Source organism: Nostoc sp., from assembly GCF_036917375.1.
Taxonomy (GTDB): domain Bacteria; phylum Cyanobacteriota; class Cyanobacteriia; order Cyanobacteriales; family Nostocaceae; genus Nostoc.
Window position 1 is genome coordinate 117157 of record NZ_JBALDN010000115.1, and the last position, 25624, is coordinate 142780.

Annotated in this window: 23 protein-coding genes; 10 read left to right on the top strand and 13 right to left on the bottom strand. The window is 41.6% G+C overall.

All coding sequences use genetic code 11. The annotated features are described in order from the left end of the window. Nucleotides 1-506 precede the first annotated feature (506 nt). From V7K45_RS31685 to btpA, 3 genes are all read right to left on the bottom strand, one after another. Nucleotides 507-2714, bottom strand: coding sequence for a CHASE2 domain-containing protein (locus tag V7K45_RS31685; RefSeq protein WP_335009760.1), 2208 nt, complete (start codon nucleotides 2712-2714; stop codon nucleotides 507-509). Between the two features lie 757 nt (nucleotides 2715-3471). Next, the gene (locus tag V7K45_RS31690) at nucleotides 3472-4455 is read right to left on the bottom strand and encodes a vitamin K epoxide reductase family protein (protein WP_335009762.1); all 984 of its coding nucleotides are present in this window, start codon (nucleotides 4453-4455) and stop codon (nucleotides 3472-3474) included. 228 nt (nucleotides 4456-4683) lie between these two features. Next, the gene (btpA, locus tag V7K45_RS31695; RefSeq protein ID WP_322670041.1) at nucleotides 4684-5532 is read right to left on the bottom strand and encodes a photosystem I biogenesis protein BtpA; all 849 of its coding nucleotides are present in this window, start codon (nucleotides 5530-5532) and stop codon (nucleotides 4684-4686) included. Between the two features lie 756 nt (nucleotides 5533-6288). On the opposite strand from btpA, the gene rimO reads away from it, so the two are divergent. Beyond that, the gene (gene rimO / locus V7K45_RS31700; protein ID WP_335009764.1) at nucleotides 6289-7608 is read left to right on the top strand and encodes a 30S ribosomal protein S12 methylthiotransferase RimO; all 1320 of its coding nucleotides are present in this window, start codon (nucleotides 6289-6291) and stop codon (nucleotides 7606-7608) included. A gap of 280 nt (nucleotides 7609-7888) precedes the next feature. Then, the gene (locus V7K45_RS31705) at nucleotides 7889-9418 is read left to right on the top strand and encodes a DEAD/DEAH box helicase (RefSeq protein ID WP_335009766.1); all 1530 of its coding nucleotides are present in this window, start codon (nucleotides 7889-7891) and stop codon (nucleotides 9416-9418) included. Between the two features lie 183 nt (nucleotides 9419-9601). On the opposite strand, the gene V7K45_RS31710 is transcribed toward V7K45_RS31705, so the two are convergent. The 6 genes from V7K45_RS31710 to V7K45_RS31735 form a co-directional block, all read right to left on the bottom strand. Continuing rightward, on the bottom strand, nucleotides 9602-10549 hold the full coding sequence (locus V7K45_RS31710; RefSeq protein WP_335009768.1) for an aldo/keto reductase: 948 nt from the start codon (nucleotides 10547-10549) through the stop codon (nucleotides 9602-9604). 364 nt (nucleotides 10550-10913) lie between these two features. Then, the gene (locus tag V7K45_RS31715) at nucleotides 10914-11138 is read right to left on the bottom strand and encodes a hypothetical protein (protein WP_292736759.1); all 225 of its coding nucleotides are present in this window, start codon (nucleotides 11136-11138) and stop codon (nucleotides 10914-10916) included. Between the two features lie 201 nt (nucleotides 11139-11339). Then, on the bottom strand, nucleotides 11340-11846 hold the full coding sequence (locus V7K45_RS31720) for a hypothetical protein (RefSeq protein ID WP_335009770.1): 507 nt from the start codon (nucleotides 11844-11846) through the stop codon (nucleotides 11340-11342). An 89-nt stretch (nucleotides 11847-11935) separates the two neighbouring features. Beyond that, nucleotides 11936-12700, bottom strand: a complete 765-nt coding sequence (locus tag V7K45_RS31725; RefSeq protein ID WP_335009772.1) for an ATP-grasp domain-containing protein — start codon at nucleotides 12698-12700, stop codon at nucleotides 11936-11938. Nucleotides 12701-12884: 184 nt separating this feature from the next. Next, nucleotides 12885-13310, bottom strand: a complete 426-nt coding sequence (locus V7K45_RS31730; protein WP_335009774.1) for a hypothetical protein — start codon at nucleotides 13308-13310, stop codon at nucleotides 12885-12887. Between the two features lie 302 nt (nucleotides 13311-13612). After that, nucleotides 13613-14434 (bottom strand): Rpn family recombination-promoting nuclease/putative transposase, encoded by an 822-nt coding sequence (locus tag V7K45_RS31735; protein ID WP_335009776.1) that lies wholly within the window; start codon nucleotides 14432-14434, stop codon nucleotides 13613-13615. Between the two features lie 295 nt (nucleotides 14435-14729). Here V7K45_RS31735 and V7K45_RS31740 point away from each other — a divergent pair, with 295 nt between their 5' ends. The 4 genes from V7K45_RS31740 to V7K45_RS31755 all read left to right on the top strand — a co-directional run bounded on the left by V7K45_RS31740 (nucleotide 14730) and on the right by V7K45_RS31755 (nucleotide 18885). Further along, a complete protein-coding gene (locus tag V7K45_RS31740) occupies nucleotides 14730-16163 on the top strand; it encodes a BCD family MFS transporter (protein ID WP_335009778.1) in 1434 nt (477 codons plus the stop codon). Between the two features lie 77 nt (nucleotides 16164-16240). Next, on the top strand, nucleotides 16241-17047 hold the full coding sequence (locus V7K45_RS31745; protein WP_335009780.1) for an inositol monophosphatase family protein: 807 nt from the start codon (nucleotides 16241-16243) through the stop codon (nucleotides 17045-17047). A gap of 216 nt (nucleotides 17048-17263) precedes the next feature. Continuing rightward, entirely contained in the window at nucleotides 17264-17836 is a 573-nt protein-coding gene (locus V7K45_RS31750; RefSeq protein WP_335009782.1) for a hypothetical protein, read from the top strand. Between the two features lie 95 nt (nucleotides 17837-17931). Then, nucleotides 17932-18885 (top strand): MDR/zinc-dependent alcohol dehydrogenase-like family protein, encoded by a 954-nt coding sequence (locus tag V7K45_RS31755; RefSeq protein WP_335009784.1) that lies wholly within the window; start codon nucleotides 17932-17934, stop codon nucleotides 18883-18885. A 55-nt stretch (nucleotides 18886-18940) separates the two neighbouring features. On the opposite strand, the gene V7K45_RS31760 is transcribed toward V7K45_RS31755, so the two are convergent. The 4 genes from V7K45_RS31760 to petP form a co-directional block, all read right to left on the bottom strand. Next, nucleotides 18941-19228 carry a hypothetical protein gene (locus V7K45_RS31760; RefSeq protein WP_335009787.1) on the bottom strand — a complete coding sequence of 96 codons (288 nt, stop codon included), beginning with the start codon at nucleotides 19226-19228 and terminating at the stop codon, nucleotides 18941-18943. 83 nt (nucleotides 19229-19311) lie between these two features. Then, on the bottom strand, nucleotides 19312-20358 hold the full coding sequence (gene chlG / locus V7K45_RS31765; protein ID WP_335009789.1) for a chlorophyll synthase ChlG: 1047 nt from the start codon (nucleotides 20356-20358) through the stop codon (nucleotides 19312-19314). Nucleotides 20359-20491: 133 nt separating this feature from the next. Then, nucleotides 20492-21592 carry a Get3/ArsA fold putative tail anchor-mediating ATPase NosAFP gene (locus V7K45_RS31770; protein ID WP_335009791.1) on the bottom strand — a complete coding sequence of 367 codons (1101 nt, stop codon included), beginning with the start codon at nucleotides 21590-21592 and terminating at the stop codon, nucleotides 20492-20494. A gap of 120 nt (nucleotides 21593-21712) precedes the next feature. Next, a complete protein-coding gene (petP, locus tag V7K45_RS31775; protein ID WP_322739409.1) occupies nucleotides 21713-21904 on the bottom strand; it encodes a cytochrome b6f subunit PetP in 192 nt (63 codons plus the stop codon). Nucleotides 21905-22160: 256 nt separating this feature from the next. Here petP and V7K45_RS31780 point away from each other — a divergent pair, with 256 nt between their 5' ends. The 4 genes from V7K45_RS31780 (at nucleotide 22161) to V7K45_RS31795 (ending at nucleotide 25552) form a co-directional block, all read left to right on the top strand. Next, nucleotides 22161-22283, top strand: coding sequence for a hypothetical protein (locus tag V7K45_RS31780; RefSeq protein WP_335009795.1), 123 nt, complete (start codon nucleotides 22161-22163; stop codon nucleotides 22281-22283). Nucleotides 22284-22661: 378 nt separating this feature from the next. Then, nucleotides 22662-23510 carry an ABC transporter permease gene (locus V7K45_RS31785; RefSeq protein WP_335009863.1) on the top strand — a complete coding sequence of 283 codons (849 nt, stop codon included), beginning with the start codon at nucleotides 22662-22664 and terminating at the stop codon, nucleotides 23508-23510. Between the two features lie 183 nt (nucleotides 23511-23693). Further along, on the top strand, nucleotides 23694-25049 hold the full coding sequence (locus V7K45_RS31790) for an ABC transporter ATP-binding protein (protein ID WP_335009797.1): 1356 nt from the start codon (nucleotides 23694-23696) through the stop codon (nucleotides 25047-25049). Continuing rightward, a complete protein-coding gene (locus tag V7K45_RS31795) occupies nucleotides 25037-25552 on the top strand; it encodes an acyltransferase (RefSeq protein WP_335009799.1) in 516 nt (171 codons plus the stop codon). Before V7K45_RS31790 ends, V7K45_RS31795 begins: the two co-directional genes overlap by 13 nt. Nucleotides 25553-25624: the final 72 nt, after the last annotated feature.

Consider the following 25624-nt stretch of genomic DNA (forward strand, 5'->3'; position numbering starts at 1 on the left):
AATGATTTACTGTGAGCGTTTTTCCTGTTTTACTATTTATTAATAATATCTTAATACTTCTAAGTATAAACACCATGTTTCCTGAATGATGAGTTCAGAAAAACATGAGAGAATACTCATGCAATTGTATACTTTCGATTTGATGGGTAAAGAGGTGTAAAGATAAAACAACATATTTATCGCATTAAAAGGATTTTTAAACCTATTTAACACCGTAAATACCAATTAAGTAGCAGTATAATTTTATAAGTTTTAGAAAATACACTAAAGATTTATTTTTCTAATTATCTTTGATGACTAATTGCTTTCTGACATAAGTTATGAGGTTTGGTCTTCAAGCCAAAAAGGCTTGCCAGGTCTACATCTTGGCTAATAACTTACCTTGTAGGATATAGGCTATATTTTTTCAAGTCAGTGTCTTAGACATCTCTCAAGTCTAAATTCAAAATTTAAAGGTAAAAAATATAACAACATTAAAAAAACCTGGAGACTTAACTCTTAACTAATTAAGCAAACTCGTAGCGATTTTTACCCAGGCGCTTGGCACGGTACATTGCTGTATCAGCTTGTTTCATCAAGGTTTCACTGTCTTGACTATTGTATGGATAAACACTAATGCCAATGCTGGCAGAGACTCGAATTGTATAGCCGTCCAAAACAATTGGCTTGGTAATACTACTTAAAATTTTTTCGGCGACTTTAGCAGCTATTTGGACATTAGGAATTGCCCGTAAAATCACAGTAAATTCATCGCCACCCAAACGAGAAACTGTATCACTAGCGCGTAAAGAGTTGCTGAGTCTTTCAGCAATAGTCATTAGCAAGCGATCGCCTGTCTCGTGTCCTAAAGTATCATTGACTTGCTTAAAGCCATCTAGATCGATAAATAGCAGTCCCAGCAACAAGTTGTTGTGTTGTGCCCAATGTAAGGACTCGTAAAGTTGTTCGGCAAAAAATTTGCGATTAGATAAACCAGTGAGGGGGTCGTGATACGCTAAATAACGTAAGTGGTCTTCTTTGAGTTTTAATTCATTGTTAGAGCGGGATAGTTCAGCAGCAGTACGCCTCAGCTGTTCTTCCATCAACTTGCGCTGAGTAATATCTCGGATGACCCCAACTAAAAAGAAATTGCCGGCTGAGTCTTTGTGAAGCGATCGCTTAGTGGCAATTTGATGAGTCTGGCCATCGGCATTTGTAAATTCTTCTTCATGTTCGTGGGGTTGTTGAGTCCGAAAAACAAGATCGTCTTGTTGTCGAAATACATCAGCTTCATGTTTTGGGAAAAAGTCATAGTCTGACTTTTCAATTAAAAACTTATTTGGATAACCGATAAATCGACAATACGCCTCATTTAAAACAATCCACTGATGTTGTTCATTTTTTACAAAAATTGGATCGGGGATCGTGTTGATAACGTGATGCAAAAATTCTTTGGAACGTTTCCACTCTTCCTGCATGTGAGCAATATGGCTAGTCATCCAAATAGCTGAAGTGCCAAAGCAAACCAGTGAGGGAATAAGCGGTATCCACCAACCGTATAAAAAGAAAGCAAGGTATGCACTCACGGTCAATACAAAACAACAAACTACGATCGAGAAAAGACTCCTAGTTGCGTGTCGTATCCGCCATATCGTCACGGCTCCCAGATAAGACCAGACAAAAACCCACAAGTATTCCACCAAGTCAGGCCAAACTTTCAGTAATGGTCTTCCATCAACAGCAGCAGAAATTAACTCACTAATGAAATAAGCCTGCAATTGAATACCAGGTACAGGCTTTGCTATACCCATTACACTGCTAGAGTAGGGAATAAATGCAAAATCTTGGAGACTAGGTGCAGTGGAGCCAATAAGTATAATCCGATCTTTGATTAAGTTTGCTTTAACTTTATCTGCTAGTACATCTCTCATCGATACCTGGCGAAAACTACAAAATTCTCCAGACGAACTTTGACATTTAGGTTTGGGAAAATTGCTCAAAATTTGGTAGCCTCTATCATCAGCTCCCACATAAGCACCATCATTAGCCTCAAAACGAGTAAATGCTGCCTTACCCAATTGCAAATATTCAGGGTTGCTTTTGGCTTTGGTGGGAGTAATTCCTTTTGACTTTAAATACAATAAAGCCAACTTCAGGGCAAAACTTTCGTGTACTTCACTTTTAACGTGCCAATACAACAAACTGCGACGCACCTTACCATCAAGATCGTACAGCACGTTATTAAAGCCCACTTGATCCCGATCGAGTCCCAGTGGAGGCAAAACACTAACGTTTTTGTTTTGGTCATTTGCTAGCAGTTCAATACCAATTAAGTTGGGCAGTGACTGATAAACATTACGTAGTTCTTGATGACCAGGCTCTACTGGTAAATTTCTGTAGATATCTAAGCCAATCGCACGGGGTTTGTGGACATTTAATTTTTGCAACAACTGGGCAATCTTCGCATCTGGAATTGGCCACGAACGTAATTCGTTTAAATAAGCTTCATCAATCACTACGATCGTAATCCGGTCTTCTGGCGGTTCATTTGGACGTAAGCGAAAAAATTGATCCAAAGCCGCCAACTCCAAAGATTGCAATAATCCAATGGAGTGCAAAAGCAGGACGCAGACTGCAACGCTGGCCGCAGTAACCAATTCTCTGTGTCCTCGACTAAGCGATTGTTTCAGTCGAAAGGTTAACTTCACAAAACGCTTGCCTAGCTGCTGATTCATTGCCATTACCTAGTAGGCAGAAATATTCTCTATTTCTTATAGCTATTAACTATCGGACTAAGATAGCTCAAGTAAGAGCTAAATAGAATTTCTAAAAATTTTTTCAACTCAGTAAGGTTCTTCCAAGACATCGTGGTATTTGTGATGCATTACCATATATTGAGGTCAATTATCTGACTAAAGAGCAACTGGGACTCTTGTGGCTATCAACACAGATTAAGAAAAATTGAAAGTGAGTTCAGTAAATTTAACTTTTAAAGCTTTCTCTAGTAGAGCCTACTCGATTAAACTCATATTTGCGATCGATTAGGTATTTTACTGAGAATTACGTTAACTTCCAACAGCTACACCTCTCGGTTCGAGCCTGACATGATTACATCCCAAGGTGGCTCTTAAGTGTTATAAAAAGAAATCAAAATATACATTTTTTTAAAGTAAGCATACTTAGCTAATTTCCTTGAGCTTAAGTATTTGCAGATCGAAACCGCAGTAAAATTAGTAATTGGGGATTAGATAAGACCCAATAGGGTTCAGATAAGCACTTTTCATATCTGTTGTGGTTTGGGAAAAGGGGAAAGGGGAAGGGGTAAAGGTTTGAATTCATCTTTTTCCTTTTCCCTTTTCTCTTTAACCGAACCGTATTGGTATAAGACCTATTATCTGTTACCAAAAACAAAAAAGCCAACTGGAAACAGATTTTACTGTATTCATCCAGTTGACTATGGGGTGTGAACTACTGAATCTCAGTGTAGGTACTTTACTTAAAATACTTGAAGTTCTGAGGCCCTGTGTAACCAGAAACTTTCGCTAGTTCCTCTAAGTTTTGAACTCCGCTATAGCTTTTACCATTAACGATCCAAGTGGGGAAACCTTCAACTTTTGCGGCTTTACATACTTCTGGTTGAGCTTTGAATCCATCGGGAGCGCACTCTACCTTAATATCATTATTGATTATTTCCTCAGCTTCTTTACCAAAAAGCAGCTTTTGTTCGTGACAGTGAGGACACCAGTAAGCAGTGTATTCCTTTGCACCTACCTTCGCCAGATGGCGTGCTAAGGCTATTTCTGCCTCACCAGAAGTAGTGGTAACTTCCCAACCGAACGCTGGGCTAGGGTTTTCCTTGGGAGTAAAGGTAATTTTTGTGGGTTGTCCAGGAGTTCCAGGTGTCACATCTGATTGATTCACGCCAGCATAAACGCCTAAAGTACCAATCAGCGTTACCATCCCGACAATCAGGGCGGTAAACAAGATTTGTCCAATATCCTCCCAAGTCCGACCGATAATCGTTAGTACCAAAAGACTCACAGAGAACAAAGCTGAACCGATACAGTAAGGACAAATCGCTTTGATTTGAGATGTCAGCACATACATTAAGTAGCCACTAAACACAGACATAGCGATCGCACCTACCAGCAGCAGCCACCACGTCCAATTTTCCAATTGTTTGCGGTTATTGTTTTCCCCTGAATTGAATACCAAGGGAGCCAAAGCCAATATCACCATACTGGTGTATGCCAAAAACCCAAACAAAGCTAATGGCTGTCCAAAAACCGTTGCCCAAGGACTGGAAAGCACATCATTACAGCCCTTAGCACCAGCCTGTGCCACACAAGCGGCACTGCCTCCGGTTAACTTTTCTATGGTGAGATAACCTGTTATCAAGGCACCACATCCAGCGATCGCGGCAATCAATGGACGTGACCATTTATGAATCCAAGGAGTAGAACGACGGCGAATCATAAATTGTTATTGGTTAATGGGCATTGGGCATTGGGCATTGGGCATTGGGCATTGGGGAGGCAGTGTGGTCTTCTCCCAAGGGGAGACGCCAAGGGCGATAGCGCAGCGTTAGCGAGTCCGCGAGCGTCTGGGGTCTCCCCAAGTGGAGCAACTGCCGTCATTGGTCAATTGAGTATTAATTATTTCTCCCCATGTCCCATGCCCCATGCCCCATTCCCCATTCCCCAATTAAGAATGTAACTTTACTTGTTCTGCTGATTTGCTTTCACCTTTGGAGTTCCAATTGCGACGCGCAACTTCGACAAATTGACTGACGCGAATTGGGTCAATTGGTTGCTCTATGCGTCCATGACGTTTTAGGGAACTGGAAACTATGACACCATCTGCTGCTTGCATCAATGTATCAATATTTTCCCAATTCGCCCCACTTCCGATGAACACTGGCGTGCCATTTGCTGCGCCACAAGCTAGTTCCAAATCTTCTAAGTTAGGAGGACTACCAGTAGCCCAACCAGATAAAATCACTCCGTCTGCTAAACCCCTTTCAATGGTGTCTTTCACGGCGACTGTGAGATTTGGAGAACTCAAAGGACGGGCGTGTTTCACCAACACATCGGCCAGGATTTTAACATCACAGCCCAATTCCCGTCGATAGCGGAGTAATTGATGGGCTTCTCCCTCAATTAATCCTTGATCGGTTGCCATCACGCCTGTGAGGACGTTGACGCGGATAAATTGCGCTTGTACACAGCTAGCGATCGCTATTGCACTTTTGGCATCGTTTCGCAAAACATTTAAGCCTATGGGCAAAGTCACCAAATTCTGTATCCGCTGTACCACAATGGTCATGGCACTCACAACCACTGGATCGACTTGGTTTTTGGTAAACGGCGCGTCGAAAAAATTTTCGACAATCAGACCGTCAACCCCTCCACTTGCTAAGGCTGCGGCTTCTTGTTCAGCACGGTCAATCACCGCTTTGAGGCTACCTCCCCAACGGGGTGAGGTAGGCAGTGGTAGCAGGTGAACCACGCCAATAATTGGTGAGCGAGTTTTAAATATCTGATATAAGTCCACTTCTTTAATCCGCCTCGCGGAGTCCAGAGTCCAGAATTTTTTGACTATTGAACGCCAGTTCAACACCACTCCCCTGAAGGTCGGGAACCTTTTTACAGGGGTGGCTCTTCAACGGGGTAAACCCCGCACGTGACTGGCCCCTCTTGACCCTTGACTCTTGACTTTTCATTAACTAGTCAAATGTGTTTTATGATAGTCGGTTTATTGCCTCTTTCCTCAGATGGAAATTGGCGTGAAACCTCCCATAAGATATGTTAAGATAAAACCTGGCTACAAGAGGAGTTTGCCACTCACTAGACGCAAGGCAGCTTTCCGTGGTTTAGGCGTCTTGTCCGCGCACTGTCGTAGGACTTGCCAATCGCCAGGGTAGCATTACTGCTTTATAGGCGTAGTCGCTTTCGTCGATTTCCCTGAGGGTAGCGACTTCTCACAACAAGCCCTTTGGGCGGCTTCCCGATGGGTAGGTTAACAACGCACACGCTGTGGTAATGTAAAATACCAATAGGCGAATTGTTAAAAAAGATTACAAGTGTCAAATGTACCCAAAGACACTTCAATTTACCCTGGGGAACAGATTGATAAAAATATCATAACATGACCTCTATTTTTATTTATTGATAGGGTCATAAGTCCACGGACAGTTGCTGACAGTGGAAATTTGCCACTGTACTGTTATTAGAAGGATAGCGATCGGAAAAAAGCGAAATTAGCGCCAAAATGTTGATTACAAGAAAAAAATGAAGATATTTTTAAAATATGGGTGACAAGCCAACAATTGCTATTTCTCACCTGGGCTGCGAGAAAAATCGAATTGATACAGAACACATGCTGGGAATGCTCGTAGAAGCAGGCTACGGTGTAGATACAAATGAAGAATTAGCAGATTACGTTATTGTTAATACTTGTAGTTTTATTGAAGCGGCCCGGCAAGAATCTGTCAGAACTTTGGTAGAACTGGCAGAGGCAAATAAAAAGATCGTAATTACTGGTTGCATGGCGCAACACTTCCAAGAACAACTTTTGGAAGAGCTGCCTGAAGCAGTAGCGGTTGTGGGTACAGGCGATTATCACAAAATTGTTAATGTAATTGAGCGTGTTGAACTTGGCGAGCGGGTCAAACAGGTTAGTATAGAGCCAACCTACATTGCCGACGAAACTACACCGCGCTATCGCACGACAACGGAGGGCGTTGCTTACCTCCGGGTTGCGGAAGGATGTGATTATCGTTGTGCATTTTGTATAATTCCTCATCTTCGAGGGAACCAGCGATCGCGTACTATTGAATCTATCGTCGCTGAAGCGGAGCAGTTAGTTAGTCAAGGGGTAAAGGAAATTATTCTAATTTCCCAAATCACCACTAACTACGGTCTAGATATTTACGGTAAGCCAAAATTAGCCGAATTACTTCGCGCTTTGGGGAAAGTAGATATACCGTGGATCAGAATGCACTACGCTTATCCCACGGGACTGACCCCAGATGTGATAGCGGCGATCCAAGAAACACCCAATGTCCTGCCTTATCTGGATTTGCCTTTGCAGCATTCTCATCCAGAGATTCTCCGCGCCATGAACCGCCCTTGGCAAGGGCGCGTAAATGATGGGATTATAGATCGCATCAAAACGGCGCTACCAACAGCCGTACTGCGGACAACATTTATTGTTGGTTTCCCAGGAGAAACAAGCGAGCATTTTGAGCATCTACTAGAGTTCGTCCAGCGGCATGAATTCGATCATGTTGGTGTCTTCACCTTTTCCTCTGAGGAAGGAACTCCAGCTTATAAGTTGCCAAATCAGTTGTCCCAAGAGGTGATGGACGATCGCCGATACCAACTGATGGAACTCCAGCAACCGATTTCTCAAAAGAAAAATCAACAGGAAGTAGGCAAAATAGTCGATGTCCTGATTGAGCAAGAAAATCCTGAAAGTGGTGAACTAATAGGTCGTTCAGGTAGATTTTCCCCAGAGGTTGATGGTCTGGTATATGTCAAAGGCCAGGCAAAGTTAGGAACCATCGTGCCAATAGCGATTCACCACGCTGATACATACGACCTCTATGGTCAAGTAGTCAATAACTAAATTGTCTTTTGTCTTTTGTCCTTTGTCTTTTGTTAAATGACCCTTACAGATTCACCCTTATCTCAAAATCGATGCTGCATTAATGGCAGTTTTCATGAGGGTTTACCTGAAATTCGGGGACTCACTCATGGGCATAGTTTCTCCAAAAGTTGAGGCTTTGCTATCGCCCAAGGCTTACTAACTAGCCAATAACTAATGACTAATGACTAATGACTAATGACTAATAACTAATGACTAATGACTAATCCAAAAATCCTTACATAAAATTTAGGACGAATTAATGACTCTTTCATTTCAAGAATTAGGCATTTCCCAAGAACGTGTCGAACAACTAGAAAAAATTGGTTTTACCGAACCAACCAACATTCAAGTGCAAGCAATTCCCCAATTGCTAGCCGGTCGTGATGTGGTAGGTCAATCTCAAACTGGAACAGGCAAAACGGCAGCATTTTCACTGCCAATTTTAGAACGGCTAGATATCAATCAAAGAGCCGTACAAGCCATAGTTTTAACACCAACTCGTGAATTAGCGATGCAAGTTCACGATGCGATCGCCCAATTCATCGGCAATGAAGGATTGCGGGTGTTAGCAATCTACGGTGGTCAATCAATTGACCGTCAAATGTTGCAACTCAAACGTGGCGTTCACATGGTCGTGGGTACTCCCGGACGGGTGATCGATTTGCTCGATCGCGGCTGTTTAAAGCTCGATCAAGTGAAGTGGTTTGTGTTGGATGAAGCCGATGAAATGTTGAGCATGGGCTTTATCGACGATGTGATCAAAATCCTCTCACAAGCGCCTGTAGATCGCCAAACAGCTTTGTTCTCGGCAACAATGCCACCATCGATTCGGATGTTGGTGAACAAGTTTTTGCGATCGCCTGCAACTGTCACAGTTGAACAACCAAAAGCCGCTCCCAACAAGATCAATCAAGTAGCTTACTTGATCCCCCGCCACTGGACAAAAGCCAAAGCTTTACAGCCAATTCTGGAGATGGAAGATCCAGAAACAGCTTTAATCTTTGTCCGCACCAGACGCACCGCCGCAGAACTTACCAGTCAGTTGCAATCTGCTGGTCACAGTGTCGATGAATACCACGGTGACTTGTCCCAACAAGCACGGGAACGCTTATTAATCAGATTCCGTAACCGTCAAGTTCGCTGGGTGGTAGCAACTGATATTGCAGCACGAGGGTTAGATGTCGATCAACTTTCCCACGTGATCAACTTCGACTTACCCGATAGCGTCGAAACCTACGTCCACCGTATTGGTCGTACTGGTCGTGCTGGTAAAGAAGGAACAGCAATTTCTCTAGTACAGCCATTTGAGCGCCGCAAACAGCAAACATTTGAACGTCATAACCGCCAAAGTTGGCAATTGCTGTCAATTCCTACACGCGCCCAGATTGAAGCAAGACACATTCTGAAGTTGCAAGAACAAGTGCGAGAAGCTTTGACAGGTGAGCGTTTGGCTTCATTCTTGCCAATTGTCAGCGAACTGATTGAAGAATACGATGCTCAAGCAATCGCCGCCGCCGCATTACAAATCGCTTACGATCAAACTCGTCCCGCTTGGTTAAGTTCAGATGTGGAAATTCCCCAAGAGGAATCCTCCGCTCCCAAACCAAGACTCGGTAAGCGTCGTGAATCTTCTAGCGATCGCCCCCGTGCTGCCTGGAAATCAGATAGCAATAATGGTGAAGAAAGACATTCTTCTCCCAAGCCCAAACTGCGGACAAGTGGACAGGATTCTTCTGCATCTCCTAGTAAAAAGATAGGTTCACCTACAGCTAGGGAATCAGCTTCTTAGTCTATAGTCAATTAATTTTGGATTTTAGACTTCGGCGTGAGCGCTCAGTCGAACGCTTTTTCCTTTAATCCAAAATCCAAATCTAAAAATTAGCAAAGTTGAGAGTTGAGAGTTAAGAGTCAAGAGTTAAGATTTTGACTTTATACTCTTGACTTTTTGGCTTTTTTAGAACAATCAAAAACACTACAGCCAAGGACGACTAACTTGTTCTAATTCTCTAATTTCATCGTCGCTCAATCTCCAGCCCAAAGCACCAGCATTTTGCCGTACCTGTTCGGCTGTTTTCACCCCAGCAATGGGAATAACATTCCCCTGAGCAATTAACCAGTTAAGAGCAACTTGAGCAGGAGTGCGATCGTATTTTTCTCCGAAGTTACGTAGCAAGGATATAACTGAGGCAATTTTTTGTAGACCTTCTTTCTTAAATCGCGGGTCTATTTTCCTTGCACCAGTGGGGATTTCGGCACTATCAATACTGTACTTCCCAGTGAGTAATCCCTGAGCTAAAGGACTATAAGCCAAGATAGTCACACCCAACTCACGCGCAGTTGCGATAATACCTTTGGTTTCAACTTGGCGACTGAGTAAAGAATAGCGCACTTGGTTCACAGCCAAAGGCACTCCACGGGTCGCCAATATTTGATGCGCGTCTCGCATTTGCTCTGCTGAGTAATTACTCACACCGACTGCGGCAATTCTGCCTCGCTTCACTTCATCCGCTAGAGCATTCATCAAAGTTTCTTGACTTAAAAAGAAGGCAAAAGGCCAATGCACTTGATACAAGGCGATTCGCTCAAGTTGTAGCCGTTTGAGGCTAGCTGTTAAAGCATCCGAGACGGATTGGGCTGTAAATCGCCACGGTAAGGGACCAAATTTTGTGGCGATTTGTACAGGTTGTTGTGTCTTTTGCAGAAATTGCCCCAAAAATTTCTCTGATAGTCCCATTCCGTAGACTTCGGCAGTATCAAAGAACGTAATCCCAGCTTCTAGAGCTGCGGTAAAGGCTTCTTGTAACTGTTCTGGACCGTAGCGATCGCCATAATTCCAAAATAGTTTATCACCCCAAGCCCAAGTGCCGATGCACAAGGGGTTAACAACTGGGCCATTTTGCCCCAATGTGATGTTTTCCACGGTTGCAAAATTTAGTTTATTTACATTTCTTTACTTTTATAGTGTATCGTTATAGACAAGATTGGGTGCGATCGTCACCACTTAGCTGCAACTCTTGTTGTGCGTAAGCGTAGCCCGCACTTCTCTACGAGACGCTGCGCGTAGCTTGCTTCCACGTTCGCGCTGTCGTAGGCAAGTGGTACGACAAAGCTACTTCTCTGCCAGAGGCTGCGCCAACGACTGCGCTCAGTACAAGTCAGTGACTATCATAGACATCGCGGCTTGCATAAAGATTTACAAACTATATTTGACAATATATCTATTCTCATAATTAAGGGAGGCTAATAACCTCCCTTTAATAATAGTTGAGTGTATTTACTTGTATTTAAGAATTAGATGATTTATCCTGTTTGGCTTTTTTGATTAATTCCATGTAGACATTAATCTCACTAATTTCTACATCATGCTCAACTCTGGTTACTTTCCATCTTTCCTTTTTTAGGTAAACTTCCTCTCCTACTCTGGGAGTAAATTGGAGATCGTAGAACTTTTTTAGAAAATCTTTTTGATTTTCTTCCCATAATATTACTTTGACTGGTTCTTTACTCATTGGTTATGCCTTTTTGTTTACTAGATTAAGCTAAGTACTTTGATGACATACATACGGCAAGTTTATCTTATTAATTCAATGGAATAGCGTAGTTAAAACCACATTTTCACATTGATATTTTTATGTGGCTTGATTGCGTCTCTTCAAGTTAAAGATTTTTTATTTTTATAGCGTATCATCATTGTCTGATTCATTGCCTTATTAGCTGCGTCTGTACAATTCAGATACATATTGCTTACGGTTAAACTTGAATGGCCCTAGATTATATTGCCAGTCACGATGAAATTGACAAAAATCAGCCCACTCAACAGTTGATTCATTAAGTGTGATGCGAACCTGAATAAACCAGCACTCAATCACTCCACAGGTACAACCTAAAACAATTGCTTTGCCAGCTTGCAAATTATTTGATTCCAAGCTAAACCCATGATCCCAAGGTTCGCCGAGCAAATTGCGTGAAGGAAGTAAAATCATCGAAGGTGGTAAATACAAATAGTTTCCTGCTGGAAAAGCTAACTCATCAATATCTTCCCCGGCAGCGCGCCGTTCCTTAATCTCTGCTTGAATAAATGGTTTTTCAATTAGACGCACTACTTCTATGAGTGGTTGATTATTGATATAAATCTCAGCTACACAAAGCCCCTTACCTAGCGTCCAGGGAGGAAATGAACGATTGATTCTTATTTCAAAATAATCAAAAGTTTGCATCTTAAAAAACTTATTCCATCAACTCTTATCAACAACAATAAGGTATATAAATTTCTAGTTGAGTGGCTACAAAATCTTGAAAATTCATATCAAACTGCGCTCGCTAAAAGCTCCTCCCATCTTGCCAAAATCATGTCTGTGTAGTTTTTCTTATCAATTTTGTATGCTCCAATCGCAAAACCATCGTTCATTTCTACTAGAGCGGTTTGTCCAGAATCTAAAACTCCAAAATCAATTGCATATCCTGCATAAGATTCTCCTGCATTTTTTAGAGCTTGAATAGCGCATAAAACTTTATCAATATCTAGTAGAACATTGGGGTTTCCATCATAACGATCGATGCTTCTAATTTGCGAGTGAACAACATAAACTCGGTACTCACTTACCCAAGATACAACTTCTGAACACAGCAACTGCTCTTGACGTGACACTCCGTATACTCGGCATAAATCATATTCCGATTCAAAAACACAACCTGTAAAACGTTTACGGCGTGTAGCGGGTTTAGCAAATATTGGAACATATCTACCGTTGCAAAATTTTATCTCCAACTGTTCTAGAGTAGATGTCCATGTACGACGGTACATGAAGTTCTTAAGTGAAGCGGGATAATCGTTAGGCTTTGGTTCTGGAATGCCAAGCTGTTTTATTGCACCTAAAACACATCGCATATCGCCAACAACTAAAGATTCATTATCAAGTGCAAGTTGTCTCCTGTGGATACGCTTCTCAGTATAAAAAGTAATTGGTAAGCCTCTGGATCTTAATTCTTCAGTGACAAGTTGCTCCTCATATCGGAGCCGTCCATCACCTTGTTCTTGGATAAAAGCCTTAGAAATCAATGTATTTGTCATAAATTTAAAATAGTATTTACATTGTTGTTTTAAATAATAAAAAGGGCATAAAAATTGCTTGATTGTTTATTTTCTGCTCTTTCATCTCAATTTTGCCAAGCCTAAAAAAAACGACATTGGTTCTGTCTTTGTCATCAGGTTTATAGTTCTGCTATTAGCTTAAGTAAGTGAATTAACTCTTCAATTAAATCTTATCTTGAAGAAAACTTTCTACTTGTTGTCTAATCGTTTGATGTAGTTCCATCGCTAAAGATTTGTGAAGGAATTGTGCTAGTACTTCTCGTCGCAAAGGAATATTTAACTCAGGAAATTCTTTTTTTATCCGAAATAAACAAATTGCCAAAAATGATGCTGTTGAGCGCACATCAATTCTTTTATCTTGAGTAACTGATAAAAATTTATTAGTAAATTGTGTAATATTATGATATTTCATTTGGTATGAAATATGCAGTAAATTTATAGCTTGATATTCAGTGAGGCTTGGTTCATCTATTTTTACTAATAGATAATCAAATGCAGGTTTACCAAGTTTAATAATTTCATTAGCTACATTATCAGATAAACGTTTACTATGAAGGTGTTTAATTAATTTTTCAAGGGTATTATCCATCTTTTACCGTTTCTGATACCGTTGGCGATTTTCGATAATTTTCGAGAATACCCAACTTAAGAGATTGGTAGTTGTAAGTTTAGCTATTAGCTACATCTTTACTTCGCAATAAAGATGCGAATAAGAGGCTCTCAAAACCTTTGAGATCGCTAAACTATGCCAAAAATTGATAAGAAATACAGTGCTAAAGTTTCTTACTTTAGTCATTTTTCAAGCTTTTTTACTATTTGCTGCTTTGAAGCGATCGCTCTGGAAACCAGAAAAGGGCAATTGAGGATTTTAATCAAGCTCTCGTCATTATTTTATGTGCTTGACTGTCCGGCAATCTGGACAGCTTCTATATCAACATTAAGGTGTTGAGCAATCTGCTCCACGCTCATCCCTGTTTTTAGTAACAAAGGCACGGTAAGTTTCAACATTTCAGCTTTCTGTTCTTCTCGACCTTGTTCTCGACCTTCTTCCCGACCCTCGGCTTTCGCTTCCTGATAAACCCTTGTTTGTTCCAAAGTAAGTCCTAGCATAGCTTCAACTTCCTCTCTACTCAATGAAGAAAACTTATAAACGGCGATTGTGGTTATGATGTCCAGTATTTCGTTTTTCGGCAACGTGTCCGTTTCCTCTAATTTTACCCGCTCAATCAATTGCTTTGCTTGCTCTGCCATCACTTCATCCGATGCTAGAGTCAACTGCATCAAGTTGATGCCTATTGGCTGCTGATTAGTCGCGTCTAACTCGTCTAAATAGATTCGCTGCACTTGGTCGCTGTTGAGAAATATTCGATGAGTTCTTTGATCGTTTGGTTCCAAAGAGCGTGATGAAAAAATTACCACACAGAACCAGTCATCGTACTGAGAACGATTCCGGTTCAGATACATCATCGACTCGGTAAAGAACCGATGGTAGAGCGCTTCATCTTTTTGGAATTGAACTTCAGCAAAAAAAATTACCCTGGATGTTGCATCTTCTGGGGGTAAAAACACACCATCCATACGAAAAGCGGTTTCTTTGACTTCAACTGATTCAAATCGATAGCTTTGTGCTTGAAGAGGAGGATTATCAACCAATTCAAAGAGTAACCCAGGAAAGCACTTAAAAATTTGATAGTAAATGGAGTCTCGTTTCACTACTTCATCCTAAAATTCTCTCGTTATCCGTAGGCGTAGCCCGTCGTAGACATCGCGGATTACAACCAAGGCTAAAGATTAATCCTAACTTGGCGCTAATCGAGGTATATAAATGCTTGCCAAAGAAGTGGGATGCCTGTGGCGGGCGTTCGCGTAGCGTCTCGTTGGCGCAGCCTCTCGTAGAGAAGAGAATACATCGCAACTTCCATTTTTCGTTCGCTGATTTCGAGCGAGTAAGGTTTATCTTTATCTAAAGAGAGAGATTAAATCCTATAAACCATACGAAAAAGTAGCTATGGCAAGCGGTGAAGTATTTGATACCAAAACAAAATCCCTATCTGTGCCAAGGGTAAACCTGCTGACTATGTTCCGGCTGGGTTTATTTCAGATGGGGTTGAGTATGATGTCCATTTTGACTCTGGGGGTACTCAACAGAGTCATGATTCAAGAAATAGCAATTCCGGCGACGCTGGTATCAGTAGTTCTAGCACTACCTTTATTTGTTGCTCCTTCCCGTGTCTGGTTTGGCCAGATTTCCGATGCCAAGTCGTTATGGGGATACCACCGCACAGCTTATGTTTGGGTGGGTGCGGCAATATTTGCGATCGCAGCATTTTTAGCTGTACAAGTAATGTGGCAGATGAATCTTGCCGCTACTAGTGCAGGTGGTTGGGTATGGACAACCCAAACAATCGGTTGGACAGCGCTTTTGGCTTTAGTTTTCGCTGTATACGGTCTAGGAATTTGTGCTAGCGGCACTGCCTTTGCTGCTTTGTTGGTGGATATATCTGAAGAAGATAACCGTTCTAAAGTAGTCGGTGTGGTTTGGTCGATGCTAATGGTGGGGATTATTGTTGGGGCGATTATCAGTGGCAGCTTGCTAAAACAGTTAACGCCAGAAGCAACCGTAGAAACCTTGCAGGGAGCGGTCAACAGATTGTTTTTTATCGTCCCAGCAATTGTATTTGGTTTAGCGATCGCAGCGACATTTGGCGTAGAAAAAAAATACTCTCAATACTCAACCCGTTCCACATTGGTAAATCGGGAAGACAGTATTACTCTAGGCAATGCTTGGAAAATCTTGACAGCTAGCCCACAAACAGGTATATTTTTCACCTTTTTACTGGTGATGACCATCAGTTTGTTTATGCAAGACCCGATTTTAGAACCTTATGCGGGTCAAGTATTTAAAATGCCCTTAGCGGAAAGTACCAAATTAAATATTTTTTATGGAACGGGTTTGCTTATTGCCTACGGCGTTACTGGCTTTTATATTGTCCCGCGTTTGGGTAAGCGCAGAACCGCACGTTTTGGCTGTATGTTGGTAGCATTCTGTGCAATCTTGCTAGGTATATCAGGATTCACAGCTAATGCAGCAGTTCTTAAACTAAGTTTGGTCTTGTTCGGTTTAGCCACAGGTTTCTTAACTACAGCCGCAATTAGCTTGATGTTGGATCTCACCGCAGCAGAAGCCGCAGGTACGTTTATTGGGGCCTGGGGATTAGCGCAGTCCATCTCTAGAGGAATCGCGGTGGTAATCGGAGGTACAGTTTTGGATATTGGACGCAAGCTGCTACCAAGCTTAGAACTAGCTTATGGATTGGTATTCGTTCTAGAAGCCGTGGGAATGGTGCTGTCGATTTGGTTTCTGAATCGGGTGAATATCACAGAATTTCAAACAAGTACCAAGCAAGCGATCGCATCTGTTTTGGAAAGCGATTTAGACTAAACTGTATAGGACATTGGGCATTGGGCATGGGACAAATGACCAATGACCAATGACAAATGACAAATAACTATTAACCAATGAATGATTTTTGGACAACAATTCTTGATTTTGCCCAAACTACCACTACCAGAGTGGGCAAACAGCTAATGCAAGATTTTGGGCAAGTACAGGCTGACCAAAAAGCTGATGGTAGTTTGGTGACGCAAGCAGATAAATGGGCAGATCGGGAAATTCAAGATGCGATCGCTTCTAATTTTTCTGGTTACGGCATTTTGAGCGAAGAGAGCGATAAGTTATTTCCCGGTACTGAGTGGTGTTGGGTAATTGACCCTCTGGACGGTACAACGAACTTCACACGCGGCATTCCCATCTGGACAATATCTCTGGGCTTACTGTATCGAGGTACACCAATTTTTGGGTATATTTACGCGCCAACTCTGAATCAAGCTTTTCATGGGTTTTGGGCAGGTTCATCTGGGTTAGCAACACCAATAGGAGCATTTCTCAACAACCACCCTATCCACACCAGTGTAGATAGTCCCAGCAATAATCACTTTTTTAACCTCTGTTCCCGTAGTACGGCAGTTATCCGTAACGGCTTTCCCTGCAAAATTCGGATGTTGGGTGTAGCTAGCTATAACTTTTTGACAGTTGCCACTGGGGCTACTCTGGGTGGGATTGAGGCGACACCAAAAGTTTGGGACTTAGCGGGGGCTTGGGTAATTGTCCAGGCTGCTGGTGGTGTCTGGTCATCGCTTCAATCAGAACCGTTTCCATTGTCACCCGGAGAAGATTATAGCGATCGCTCTTTTCCCACCCTTGTGGTTAGTCGTCCCGAATTAATTCCAGTATTTCAACCTTTTCTCGAAGGCGTAAAAATTTAATTTGTAGCTCGTTAAACTGGAAACAGTGATTTTGTTTACCAGCCTAGTGGACAATAGCATAATCGATATTAAACTTAACAAAACCCTAGTTAAACAAAGAATTGAGTATAAATAAAGCTGGTAATAATCCTGATTTAAGTGTAAAACCAGTGTAGTTATTAATTTAAGTAGTGTTGTGACTTTCATCACACTGGTTAATTTAGTATAAAAAATTTTATGTTGTCTAATCTAGATTTAATTCGAGAGTTTGTGCAAAACTCTATTCAAAAAAAAGACGTTTTGTTGTCAAATCCTCTTTTGACAGCGCAAACAGTGTATAAAATTAACCAACTTACTGCAAAATCTGAAGGCGTAATTGCCACTGCTCAACTATCTAACACCCTATCTGAATTCTCGATTTCTCCAAAATCAACCCAGTGGGAATTGATAAATCAGGCATTAGCAGAATATAGTTATATCCTCAAAGGAGAAGTAGATAGTCGGGGTTTCTATCAGTATCAATACTGCGAAATTCCCAAAGGCTATCAAATGAATTGTACTAAATGTGTCATTCTATGGCGAGCCTGGTGGAAATATTGCAAGTATAGTTCAAGACCAGGGATTCCGTTGGAACTTCTGATTAGAACACGAGATTCATGGTATCCAATAAGAGATTTAATTATCAGTGATGGACTTCTCTATATCAAAACCTTGGGAAGTGAGATTGCACTTGGCTCAGACGATTTAGTTACTTGGTTAAGCAAAGTTGATGTAACTAAAATTAAAGAAATACCTTCTACAGAGACATAGGTGTGGGTATGGGATTACGGATGTATGCCCCTATATTTGCAAACATTTTTCAAAGTGATATTGACAACATAATTAGGTAAAGGATGTGAAGAGAAATGAAAGGACTTTGGCTCGAAAATAAGCAGTTGCAATTACGCACAGATATTCCCGTTCCTGAACCGCCACCAGGAGAAGCCTTAGTACGCGTCTTACGTGCAGGTATCTGTAACACCGATCTGGAACTACTTAGAGGCTACTATCCTTACACTGGTATTTTAGGGCATGAATTTGTCGGCATTGTCGAACAAGGGCCAGAACACTTAGTTAACCAACGCGTAGTTGGAGAAATCAATGCTGTGTGTGGGCATTGTCGGTTTTGTCGTAGTGGACAACCAACTCATTGCGAAAATCGTACAGTTCTGGGTATTGTCAACCGCAACGGTGCCTTTAGTGAATATCTTTGCTTGCCGGTGGAGAACCTGCATTTAGTACCCGATAATGTGCCGACAGAAGTAGCAACATTTACTGAACCTATAGCAGCAGCTTTGGAAATTCAGCAGCAAGTGCCATTGCATCCAAACCATCGGGTGCTAGTGGTTGGAGATGGCAAACTAGGGCAGTTAGTAGCTCAGACACTAGCTCTAACTGGCTGTGAACTCGTAGCTGTGGGGCGTCATCGAGACAAATTGGCTAACTTAGAAGCACGGGGAATAAAAACGAGTCTAGCTGATGATGTTACAGATGGATATTTCGATATCTCAGTAGAATGCACTGGCAATCCAGAAGGATTTGCGATCGCCCGCCGCGCCTTACGTCCCCGTGGTACTCTTGTACTGAAAAGTACTTACGCTGGCAATCTCAGCCTAGATGCTTCTTCTTTAGTAGTGGATGAAATCACCCTCATCGGCTCCCGTTGTGGCCCCTTTACTCCGGCTCTCCAGCTACTAGCCACTGGAAAAGTTGACGTGCAACCCCTGATTCATGCCACCTATCCTCTTATTGAAGGGCTTGCAGCTTTTGAACGCGCTCAGAGTCGGGGTGTTTTAAAGATATTGTTAGAGATTAGTTAATTGGGCATTGGGCATTGGGTATGAGTTATTTTCCTTGTTGCCTTGTCCCCACTCCCTAATATAGATAAGGATTTGTCTTTGGTTGATAGTCACGACAATCGATCGCTTCTTCTGTATTGGCAATAGATGGGCGTACTGTACATTTAAGACGGTAATCGTCGGTAAAAAATTGGCAACCAGTACAGGGAATTTGATGCATTTGCTTGGCTGTACTAACACTATCTCGTGCGGCCGTCCAGAGACTCAAAACAACCAGAATAGTTACAGTCCAAGCAACTACAAAACAAATCGGGACTAATAAAGGTTGAATCCCATTAATTAAGAAAAATATCAATTGAAGCACAGTATGTCCTGATACAAATTAGGAGTTAAAAGTATATTAAATCTTAACTCCTAATTCTTAACTTCTCACTATGGAGGTACAAATTAAACGCCAGCATGACCCAGGGCTAAACCTGTTACTAGCATTCCCAGAACAAGGAAAGGTTGGGCACTGGCTTGGTACTTAACATCATTTTTCACGGGGTCACGTAGGAAATACATATCCTGCAAGGTGATTTGCGGGATGATTAACAGTACTAGTATTGCTGCATACAAATTTTCGTGGATGCTGACGAGATAAGCTGCAATCAATCCTTGAAAAACATCAATTGTCACTACACAAATCCATGCTGCGGTGGTGATGCCAAACATTACAGGTAGTGAATTTAATCCTAACTGGCGATCGCCTTCTACACTCTTAAAATCATTGACGATGGCAATACCCAATCCAGCCAAGCTGTAGAACATTGTCAAGATCACGATTGTGGAATTGAGTTCGCCAAATAAAGCGTGTCCTGTAGACCAAGGTAGGGTGATATAGCTTGCACCCAAGGCGTAGCTACCTAGCCAGCCGTTTTGCTTGAGTTTTAGGGGAGGCGCAGAATAAATATAAGCGATGAAAGAACCGATAATCGCGATCGCTGTAATAGTCGGGAATTCATGACCAGACCACACATCTAGCGCAAATGCCAAAGCAATGCCAGCAATCAGTAATACCCAAATCTGAATAATTACCTGCGGTAGAGGAATTGCGCCAGAGGGAATGGGGCGATAAGGTTCATTGATGGCATCGATTTCGCGATCGTAGTAATCATTCAGAATTTGGGTATAACCTGTCATCAATGGCCCAGCCAATAACATACAGGCTGCTACCTTCAACACATTTTCCAGCGTCCAAGTATAGTTACCAGAAGAAGCCGCACCACAGACTACACCCCAAATTAGGGGAATCCAGGTAATCGGCTTCATTAGCTGTAAACGAATTTTCCAAATCGAAGTTTCCCCAGACGCTGCACCTTTCATCCCCAACATCTGCCTAGTTTTCGCACTGCGATCGGCAGATGTGAGCACTTGCTCATTGAGATTATTTGCCACTGAGTCTAGTGCTTCAGATGGGTTAGGGTCTGGGGGAATGGGAGTTGATTCTGACATAAGATTTACTGATTAATTGGGCATTGGGAATAGGGCATTGGGCATTAGGTATTGGGCATTGGTGATTAAGTTTCTTCCCTATTCCCTATTCCCTATTCCCTATTCCCCATGCTCCACGCCCTATTCCCATAACTTAAAACGAAATTATCAAATAATTATTCTGAAACTTTGCTCCAGCAACGGGTCTGCCACTTAGAGCCGGGGGTAAGGGAATATTGCGACGCTGATCTCCTGCTTCTACTGTGACTTCTGGCCCATATTGGGTAAGCTTGACATGCTTTTTGTCAAATCCTGGCAAGAATAAGCGTACTTGACGATTGTGGATGTCTATTTCAATAGGTTTGGGAGCCTGTAAAGCTTGTGCTTCAAAGTTGGGTAAAGCGTCTATTAGTGGTTGCCAATCACCCGTGGGCGAGTTGGGAACGACGCTCACAGGTAGGGGTATAAATTCCTCTGACAGATTTATATTTGTCTCGGTAGACACAAGCAGAACACCACCGACAGTTAAACCGATTTGTTGAGCGCTACCCCATAAATAACGAGCATTTGCTACCTCAATCGGATCTCCTGTAGTCACTAAGAAAGCAGCGAGACGCTTGGGATCGGCCAGAGCGGCTCTCCCCTTTTCTAAGAAATTATTGACTTGGTTAGTGGGAGCAGCAAAGTTATCCGCTGTCCAGTTGATATTGAAAAAACTGCTAATCAGCGGTTGAATCAAGGGTGATTCAGTAATCGTCTTCCCCAAATCGGAGTTGACAAACAATTGCCGAAATCGCCGGACATACCAACTGAGAGATTCTGGCAAACCCAGCATTCGCAACGTCAAAGAGTCCCCCGTGCCATCGTAGACGATCGCATCATATTTGCCACTGGCATCATATTCGCGGATAGCATTCAGTGCCAAGGCATTGTCCATACCTGGTAATACCACCAGTTCTTGACCAAAAACGTCTTTGAAGATGGGAGTGCGAAGATATTGCGCCTCAAGTTTCTTTACTTCATCCCAGTTGCGTTCTAGTAGTACAGATGCTTGAAACTGGACTACTTGCAAATTGGGAGCGATTTCCTGCGGATCGGCAGCAATGGGAGTAGCCAGCAGGATTTGCAATGTTGGTTCTGCTTGTCCTGCGAGGAGTACGCGCTTGCCTTGACTTGCCAATAATTTGGCGGCGGCGATCGCAATTTTGGTACGAGCGGTGCCGCCTTTGCCCAAAAATGTCAATATTAGAGCCATTACTTGATTCCTATTTTCACCGCCGAGCTTTTCAACTCCAACTTAGCACTCAACAAAGACTCTCAACCTATGCTTTCAACTTCAGAGTCAAAGAAAAACCCGGCTCTGAGTTTTTTACTACTACACAGGTTTGATTTCATCTTCAAAAAACCAAGTAGAAGAATTGTCATCAAACAGAACCACTACACCAATCCCACCACCATCGGTGACTTTGTAGCCTTGGATGATACCCACTTGTCCGAGTTTTTTTACAACTGGGGGAGAAACGCGATCGCGCAAACGAAAGACTTTAACCTTTTGTCCGATTTCCATGCCTGATTACAATTCAGATAAACCAAGTCTCAGTTTAGCGGAATCCGTGACTCTGCTCTCACAAATTCAGTAGAGATGAGGTAACTGGGGAAGATGAAGGAGAATAGTATAATGACTAATGGCTTCTGAGGTTCAATGATGGTTATAACAAGAATGACAACGGTCGCAGGCTGCTTGTCGTCAAACATCGGAGAGAGTTAATTCAGATAGCTCGATCGCAGGTTTGTGGTTGCGTTGGTATAACGCAGTGGGTTGGGTGCCAACGAGAAAAGAGCAAGCTGAACAAGAGCGCCAACGGGCTGAACAAGAACATCAACCGGCAGAGCGATTGGCAGAGTATTTGCGATCGCAAGGAATTGATCCAGATAACTTAAGTTAAGCAAAAACTCGCATCCTTAACAAAGAAGGAGCCTGAAAAACAGACGTTATATTTGTAGTAAAAATACACTTCACAATATCCTATTTATTGTATAATCGCCAAAATAATTTGGATAAAATTTTCTATTGATGATAGATTCTAAAAGCACTGAAGAGATTTCCAACAAATAAATTATCCAATCTTATGAGGTGGGCATCCTGCCTACCCACGTTTAACCAAAGGCGGGTAAGATACGCACCTCACAAGAAGTAGTTGGATATTTTTTCTATTTAAAAGTCCTGGAAAAAGGAACTTTCATAAATATAATAGGCTTCAGTGAGAGCAATTAGGTGAGCGGATAGTGAGTAGTGAGCGAGGAAGCAAAAATTGTTGCCGACAATGCGGGGAATTGTACGTAATATAGGGGGATGGAGGCGTCTCTTACCCATAGATGAACAGTTGTGGGTGAAGTTCGACTTACTAAGAACTTTAGTACGCCGAGATTTAGAGGCACGTTACAAGGGTTCTGTTTTGGGTAACTTGTGGCCTTTGCTAAACCAGCTATCACAGTTACTGATTTATACTTATGTATTTTCCACTGTGCTGAAGGTGAAACTGACTACTCTCAAGGGTTTACCAGCAAATGATTTCACCTTTGGTTTGTGGCTATTTGCAGGGTTACTTCCTTGGATTGCTTTTAGTAGTGGTCTAATGCAGTCCTCTAATTCGGTATTAGGACAACCAAATTTAGTCAAAAAGGTGGTGTTTCCTCTAGCTTTATTACCCCTAGTGCCAGTTTTGTCAACGTTCATTGAGAGTTCTTTTGGTTTAATGGCATTGATTTTTTTCGTGGCGATCAATGCTCATACTTTACATACTACTTTGGCACTATTACCCTTAATCTGGCTAACGCAGTTATTGCTAACAGTAGGGTTGGGCTATTTAGCTGCCGGACTAACGGTGTTCTTGCGAGATATCCCGCAGAGTTTAGGAGTCATTTTAAATATTTGGTTTTATGCGACACCGCTTGTCTATCCAGCATCAGCAATTCCAGAGCAATGGCGGAGTTTGGTATTCTGGTTAAATCCAATGGCAGCAATCGCTGAAGTTTATCGCGACTTAGTGTTAGTTGGGGAGGTGAAGCATTGGGGTGAATGGGGAGTTGCTTCTGCGATGGCTGCTATTATATTTTGTTTTGGTTTCTTAGTGTATAAGCATTTGCGTCCGGCATTTGCTGATGTGTTGTAGCAGAGTTCGACTTGTAAATAACTGCATCAATCAGCTTAATGGTAATGTGAGAGATGCGGTTAGAAATATAAATTATGGATGCTTCAACAAAGAAGGGAATGCTTGATAGCTTAAGTTGCTCATTTATGTGTGATTAATTAAGTTGTGCAGTCTTGAATGTTCTGAGAGTAAGTATGTAGTGGTATGGGTGAGAAAATTGCAATTTCGCTGAAAAATGTCTCGAAGTGCTACAAGCGGTATGCTAGTCCGGGAGATAGACTTAAAGAAGTTTTGCTACCCGGAAAAAGTCATTCACAAGAATTTTGGGCATTACAAGATATTAGTTTAGATGTTGCTAAAGGCGAGACTTTAGGAATCATTGGTCAAAACGGATCTGGCAAAAGCACTCTACTGCAAATTATTGCGGGCACGTTAACACCAACGACAGGTGAAATTTATGTCAAGGGACGAGTTTCCGCTTTGCTCGAGCTAGGTAGCGGGTTTAATCCTGAATTTACTGGCAGACAAAATGTATTTTTTAATGGGCAAATTTTAGGATTAAGCCGAGCAGAAATAGAGGCAAAGTTTGAAAAAATTGCTTCCTTTGCTGAAATTGGCGATTTCATGGAAGAGCCAGTCAAAACATACTCTAGCGGTATGTTTGTTCGTTTAGCATTTTCAGTAGCAATTAACGTTAACCCAGAAGTTTTAATTGTAGATGAATCTTTAGCAGTAGGCGATGGTATCTTTGTTCACCGTTGCATGGCCAAAATTAGAGATTTTCAAGATGCCGGAGGGACAATATTATTTGTATCTCATGATATAGGCTCTATTTCCCGCCTGTGTTCAAAAGCTCTCTGGATTAATAAAGGTTTAATAGTAGATTCTGGAAAACCGCCTGAAGTATGCAAACACTATCAAGCATGGGTGCATGAAGAAGTTAATAAGAGACATCAAGTAAATAATGCAGCATTACAGCAGGATACAGCAGAAGCTCCTGAATCGGTAGAAATAGATGTTTGTAAAATTACTAACAAGCAATTAAATACTTTCACGAAAAAGCCATATATAGCTTTTTCCAGTTTTGAGAGATTTGGGACAGGTAGAGCGGAAATTAATGGTATATCAGTACTTGGTGCAGACAATAAACCTCTGAAATTAGCGTACCCAGGAGATGTAATTAAAATCAGAGTTAGCACTTTTATTCATGATAATGTTAGAAAGCCAAACGTTGGCATAGCTTTAGTTGATAGGTTGCGTACTGTCCTATCAGGGTGGAGTACTGAACTAATAGACCTAAATTTCGGTAATGACTGGTTATCCAAGTCCCAGAAAGGAACAACAATTATTGAATTTGAAATAGTTTGGCCTCACTTGACTGGTGACACCTATGCCATAGATATTGCATTTGCTGATGGTTCAAACGATAGTAATGAAATGCTAGATTGGATTCAAAATGCAACTGTTATCCAATCAGCTACCAACGAAATTGTACATGGATTAATCCAATTATCCAGCACAAAGGTAAGACTATGTGAGGAGTTACTATGTACAAATTAATTGAAAGATTTGTTAAGTCTAAAATAGAAATATGGATGAAATATAATATTCAAAATTATCTTGATGAGCTTATATCCCAAGGTTATTTTGATGAGCGTATCAAGCAAGTAAATTTAACCCAATATATAGTTTTTGGTGATTCTCAAAGACTAACATTGTCACCAACATGTGTTGTTAATAATGCACTATTTAATGTATCATCAGGAAATATTTCAGTAAGCGACCATGTTTTTTTTGGTCATAATGTTAGTTTGATAACTGGCACTCACAACTATACAAAATTTGGATTAGAAAGAATGGAGGATTTTCCAAAAGAGGGAAACGATATTATTGTTGAAGAAGGTGCATGGATTGCTAGTAATGTAACAGTTATTGGACCTTGTAACATTGGGAAGCATTCTGTGATAGCTGTAGGTTCGGTTGTTAAAGGAGATATTCCTAGCTATCATGTTGTCGCAGGTATTCCTGCTAAAACTATAAAACAAATAAAATATCCTCTTTAAATAATAAGGAGATTAATTAAGTAAATGATACAGGATTTAATTTACTAAAAAAATAAAATAATAGATTAATAA

Excerpts from the sequence above, each read along its gene's own strand:
- V7K45_RS31685 (WP_335009760.1), bottom strand. The coding sequence starts at position 2,714 with ATGAATCAGCAGCTAGGCAAGCGTTTTGTGAAGTTAACCTTTCGACTG.
- V7K45_RS31690 (WP_335009762.1), bottom strand. The coding sequence starts at position 4,455 with ATGATTCGCCGTCGTTCTACTCCTTGGATTCATAAATGGTCACGTCCA.
- rimO (WP_335009764.1), top strand. The coding sequence starts at position 6,289 with ATGGGTGACAAGCCAACAATTGCTATTTCTCACCTGGGCTGCGAGAAA.
- V7K45_RS31705 (WP_335009766.1), top strand. The coding sequence starts at position 7,889 with ATGACTCTTTCATTTCAAGAATTAGGCATTTCCCAAGAACGTGTCGAA.
- V7K45_RS31715 (WP_292736759.1), bottom strand. The coding sequence starts at position 11,138 with ATGAGTAAAGAACCAGTCAAAGTAATATTATGGGAAGAAAATCAAAAA.
- V7K45_RS31720 (WP_335009770.1), bottom strand. The coding sequence starts at position 11,846 with ATGCAAACTTTTGATTATTTTGAAATAAGAATCAATCGTTCATTTCCT.
- V7K45_RS31725 (WP_335009772.1), bottom strand. The coding sequence starts at position 12,700 with ATGACAAATACATTGATTTCTAAGGCTTTTATCCAAGAACAAGGTGAT.
- V7K45_RS31730 (WP_335009774.1), bottom strand. The coding sequence starts at position 13,310 with ATGGATAATACCCTTGAAAAATTAATTAAACACCTTCATAGTAAACGT.
- V7K45_RS31740 (WP_335009778.1), top strand. The coding sequence starts at position 14,730 with ATGGCAAGCGGTGAAGTATTTGATACCAAAACAAAATCCCTATCTGTG.
- V7K45_RS31745 (WP_335009780.1), top strand. The coding sequence starts at position 16,241 with ATGAATGATTTTTGGACAACAATTCTTGATTTTGCCCAAACTACCACT.
- V7K45_RS31750 (WP_335009782.1), top strand. The coding sequence starts at position 17,264 with ATGTTGTCTAATCTAGATTTAATTCGAGAGTTTGTGCAAAACTCTATT.
- V7K45_RS31755 (WP_335009784.1), top strand. The coding sequence starts at position 17,932 with ATGAAAGGACTTTGGCTCGAAAATAAGCAGTTGCAATTACGCACAGAT.
- chlG (WP_335009789.1), bottom strand. The coding sequence starts at position 20,358 with ATGTCAGAATCAACTCCCATTCCCCCAGACCCTAACCCATCTGAAGCA.
- V7K45_RS31770 (WP_335009791.1), bottom strand. The coding sequence starts at position 21,592 with ATGGCTCTAATATTGACATTTTTGGGCAAAGGCGGCACCGCTCGTACC.
- petP (WP_322739409.1), bottom strand. The coding sequence starts at position 21,904 with ATGGAAATCGGACAAAAGGTTAAAGTCTTTCGTTTGCGCGATCGCGTT.
- V7K45_RS31785 (WP_335009863.1), top strand. The coding sequence starts at position 22,662 with ATGCGGGGAATTGTACGTAATATAGGGGGATGGAGGCGTCTCTTACCC.
- V7K45_RS31790 (WP_335009797.1), top strand. The coding sequence starts at position 23,694 with ATGGGTGAGAAAATTGCAATTTCGCTGAAAAATGTCTCGAAGTGCTAC.
- V7K45_RS31795 (WP_335009799.1), top strand. The coding sequence starts at position 25,037 with ATGTACAAATTAATTGAAAGATTTGTTAAGTCTAAAATAGAAATATGG.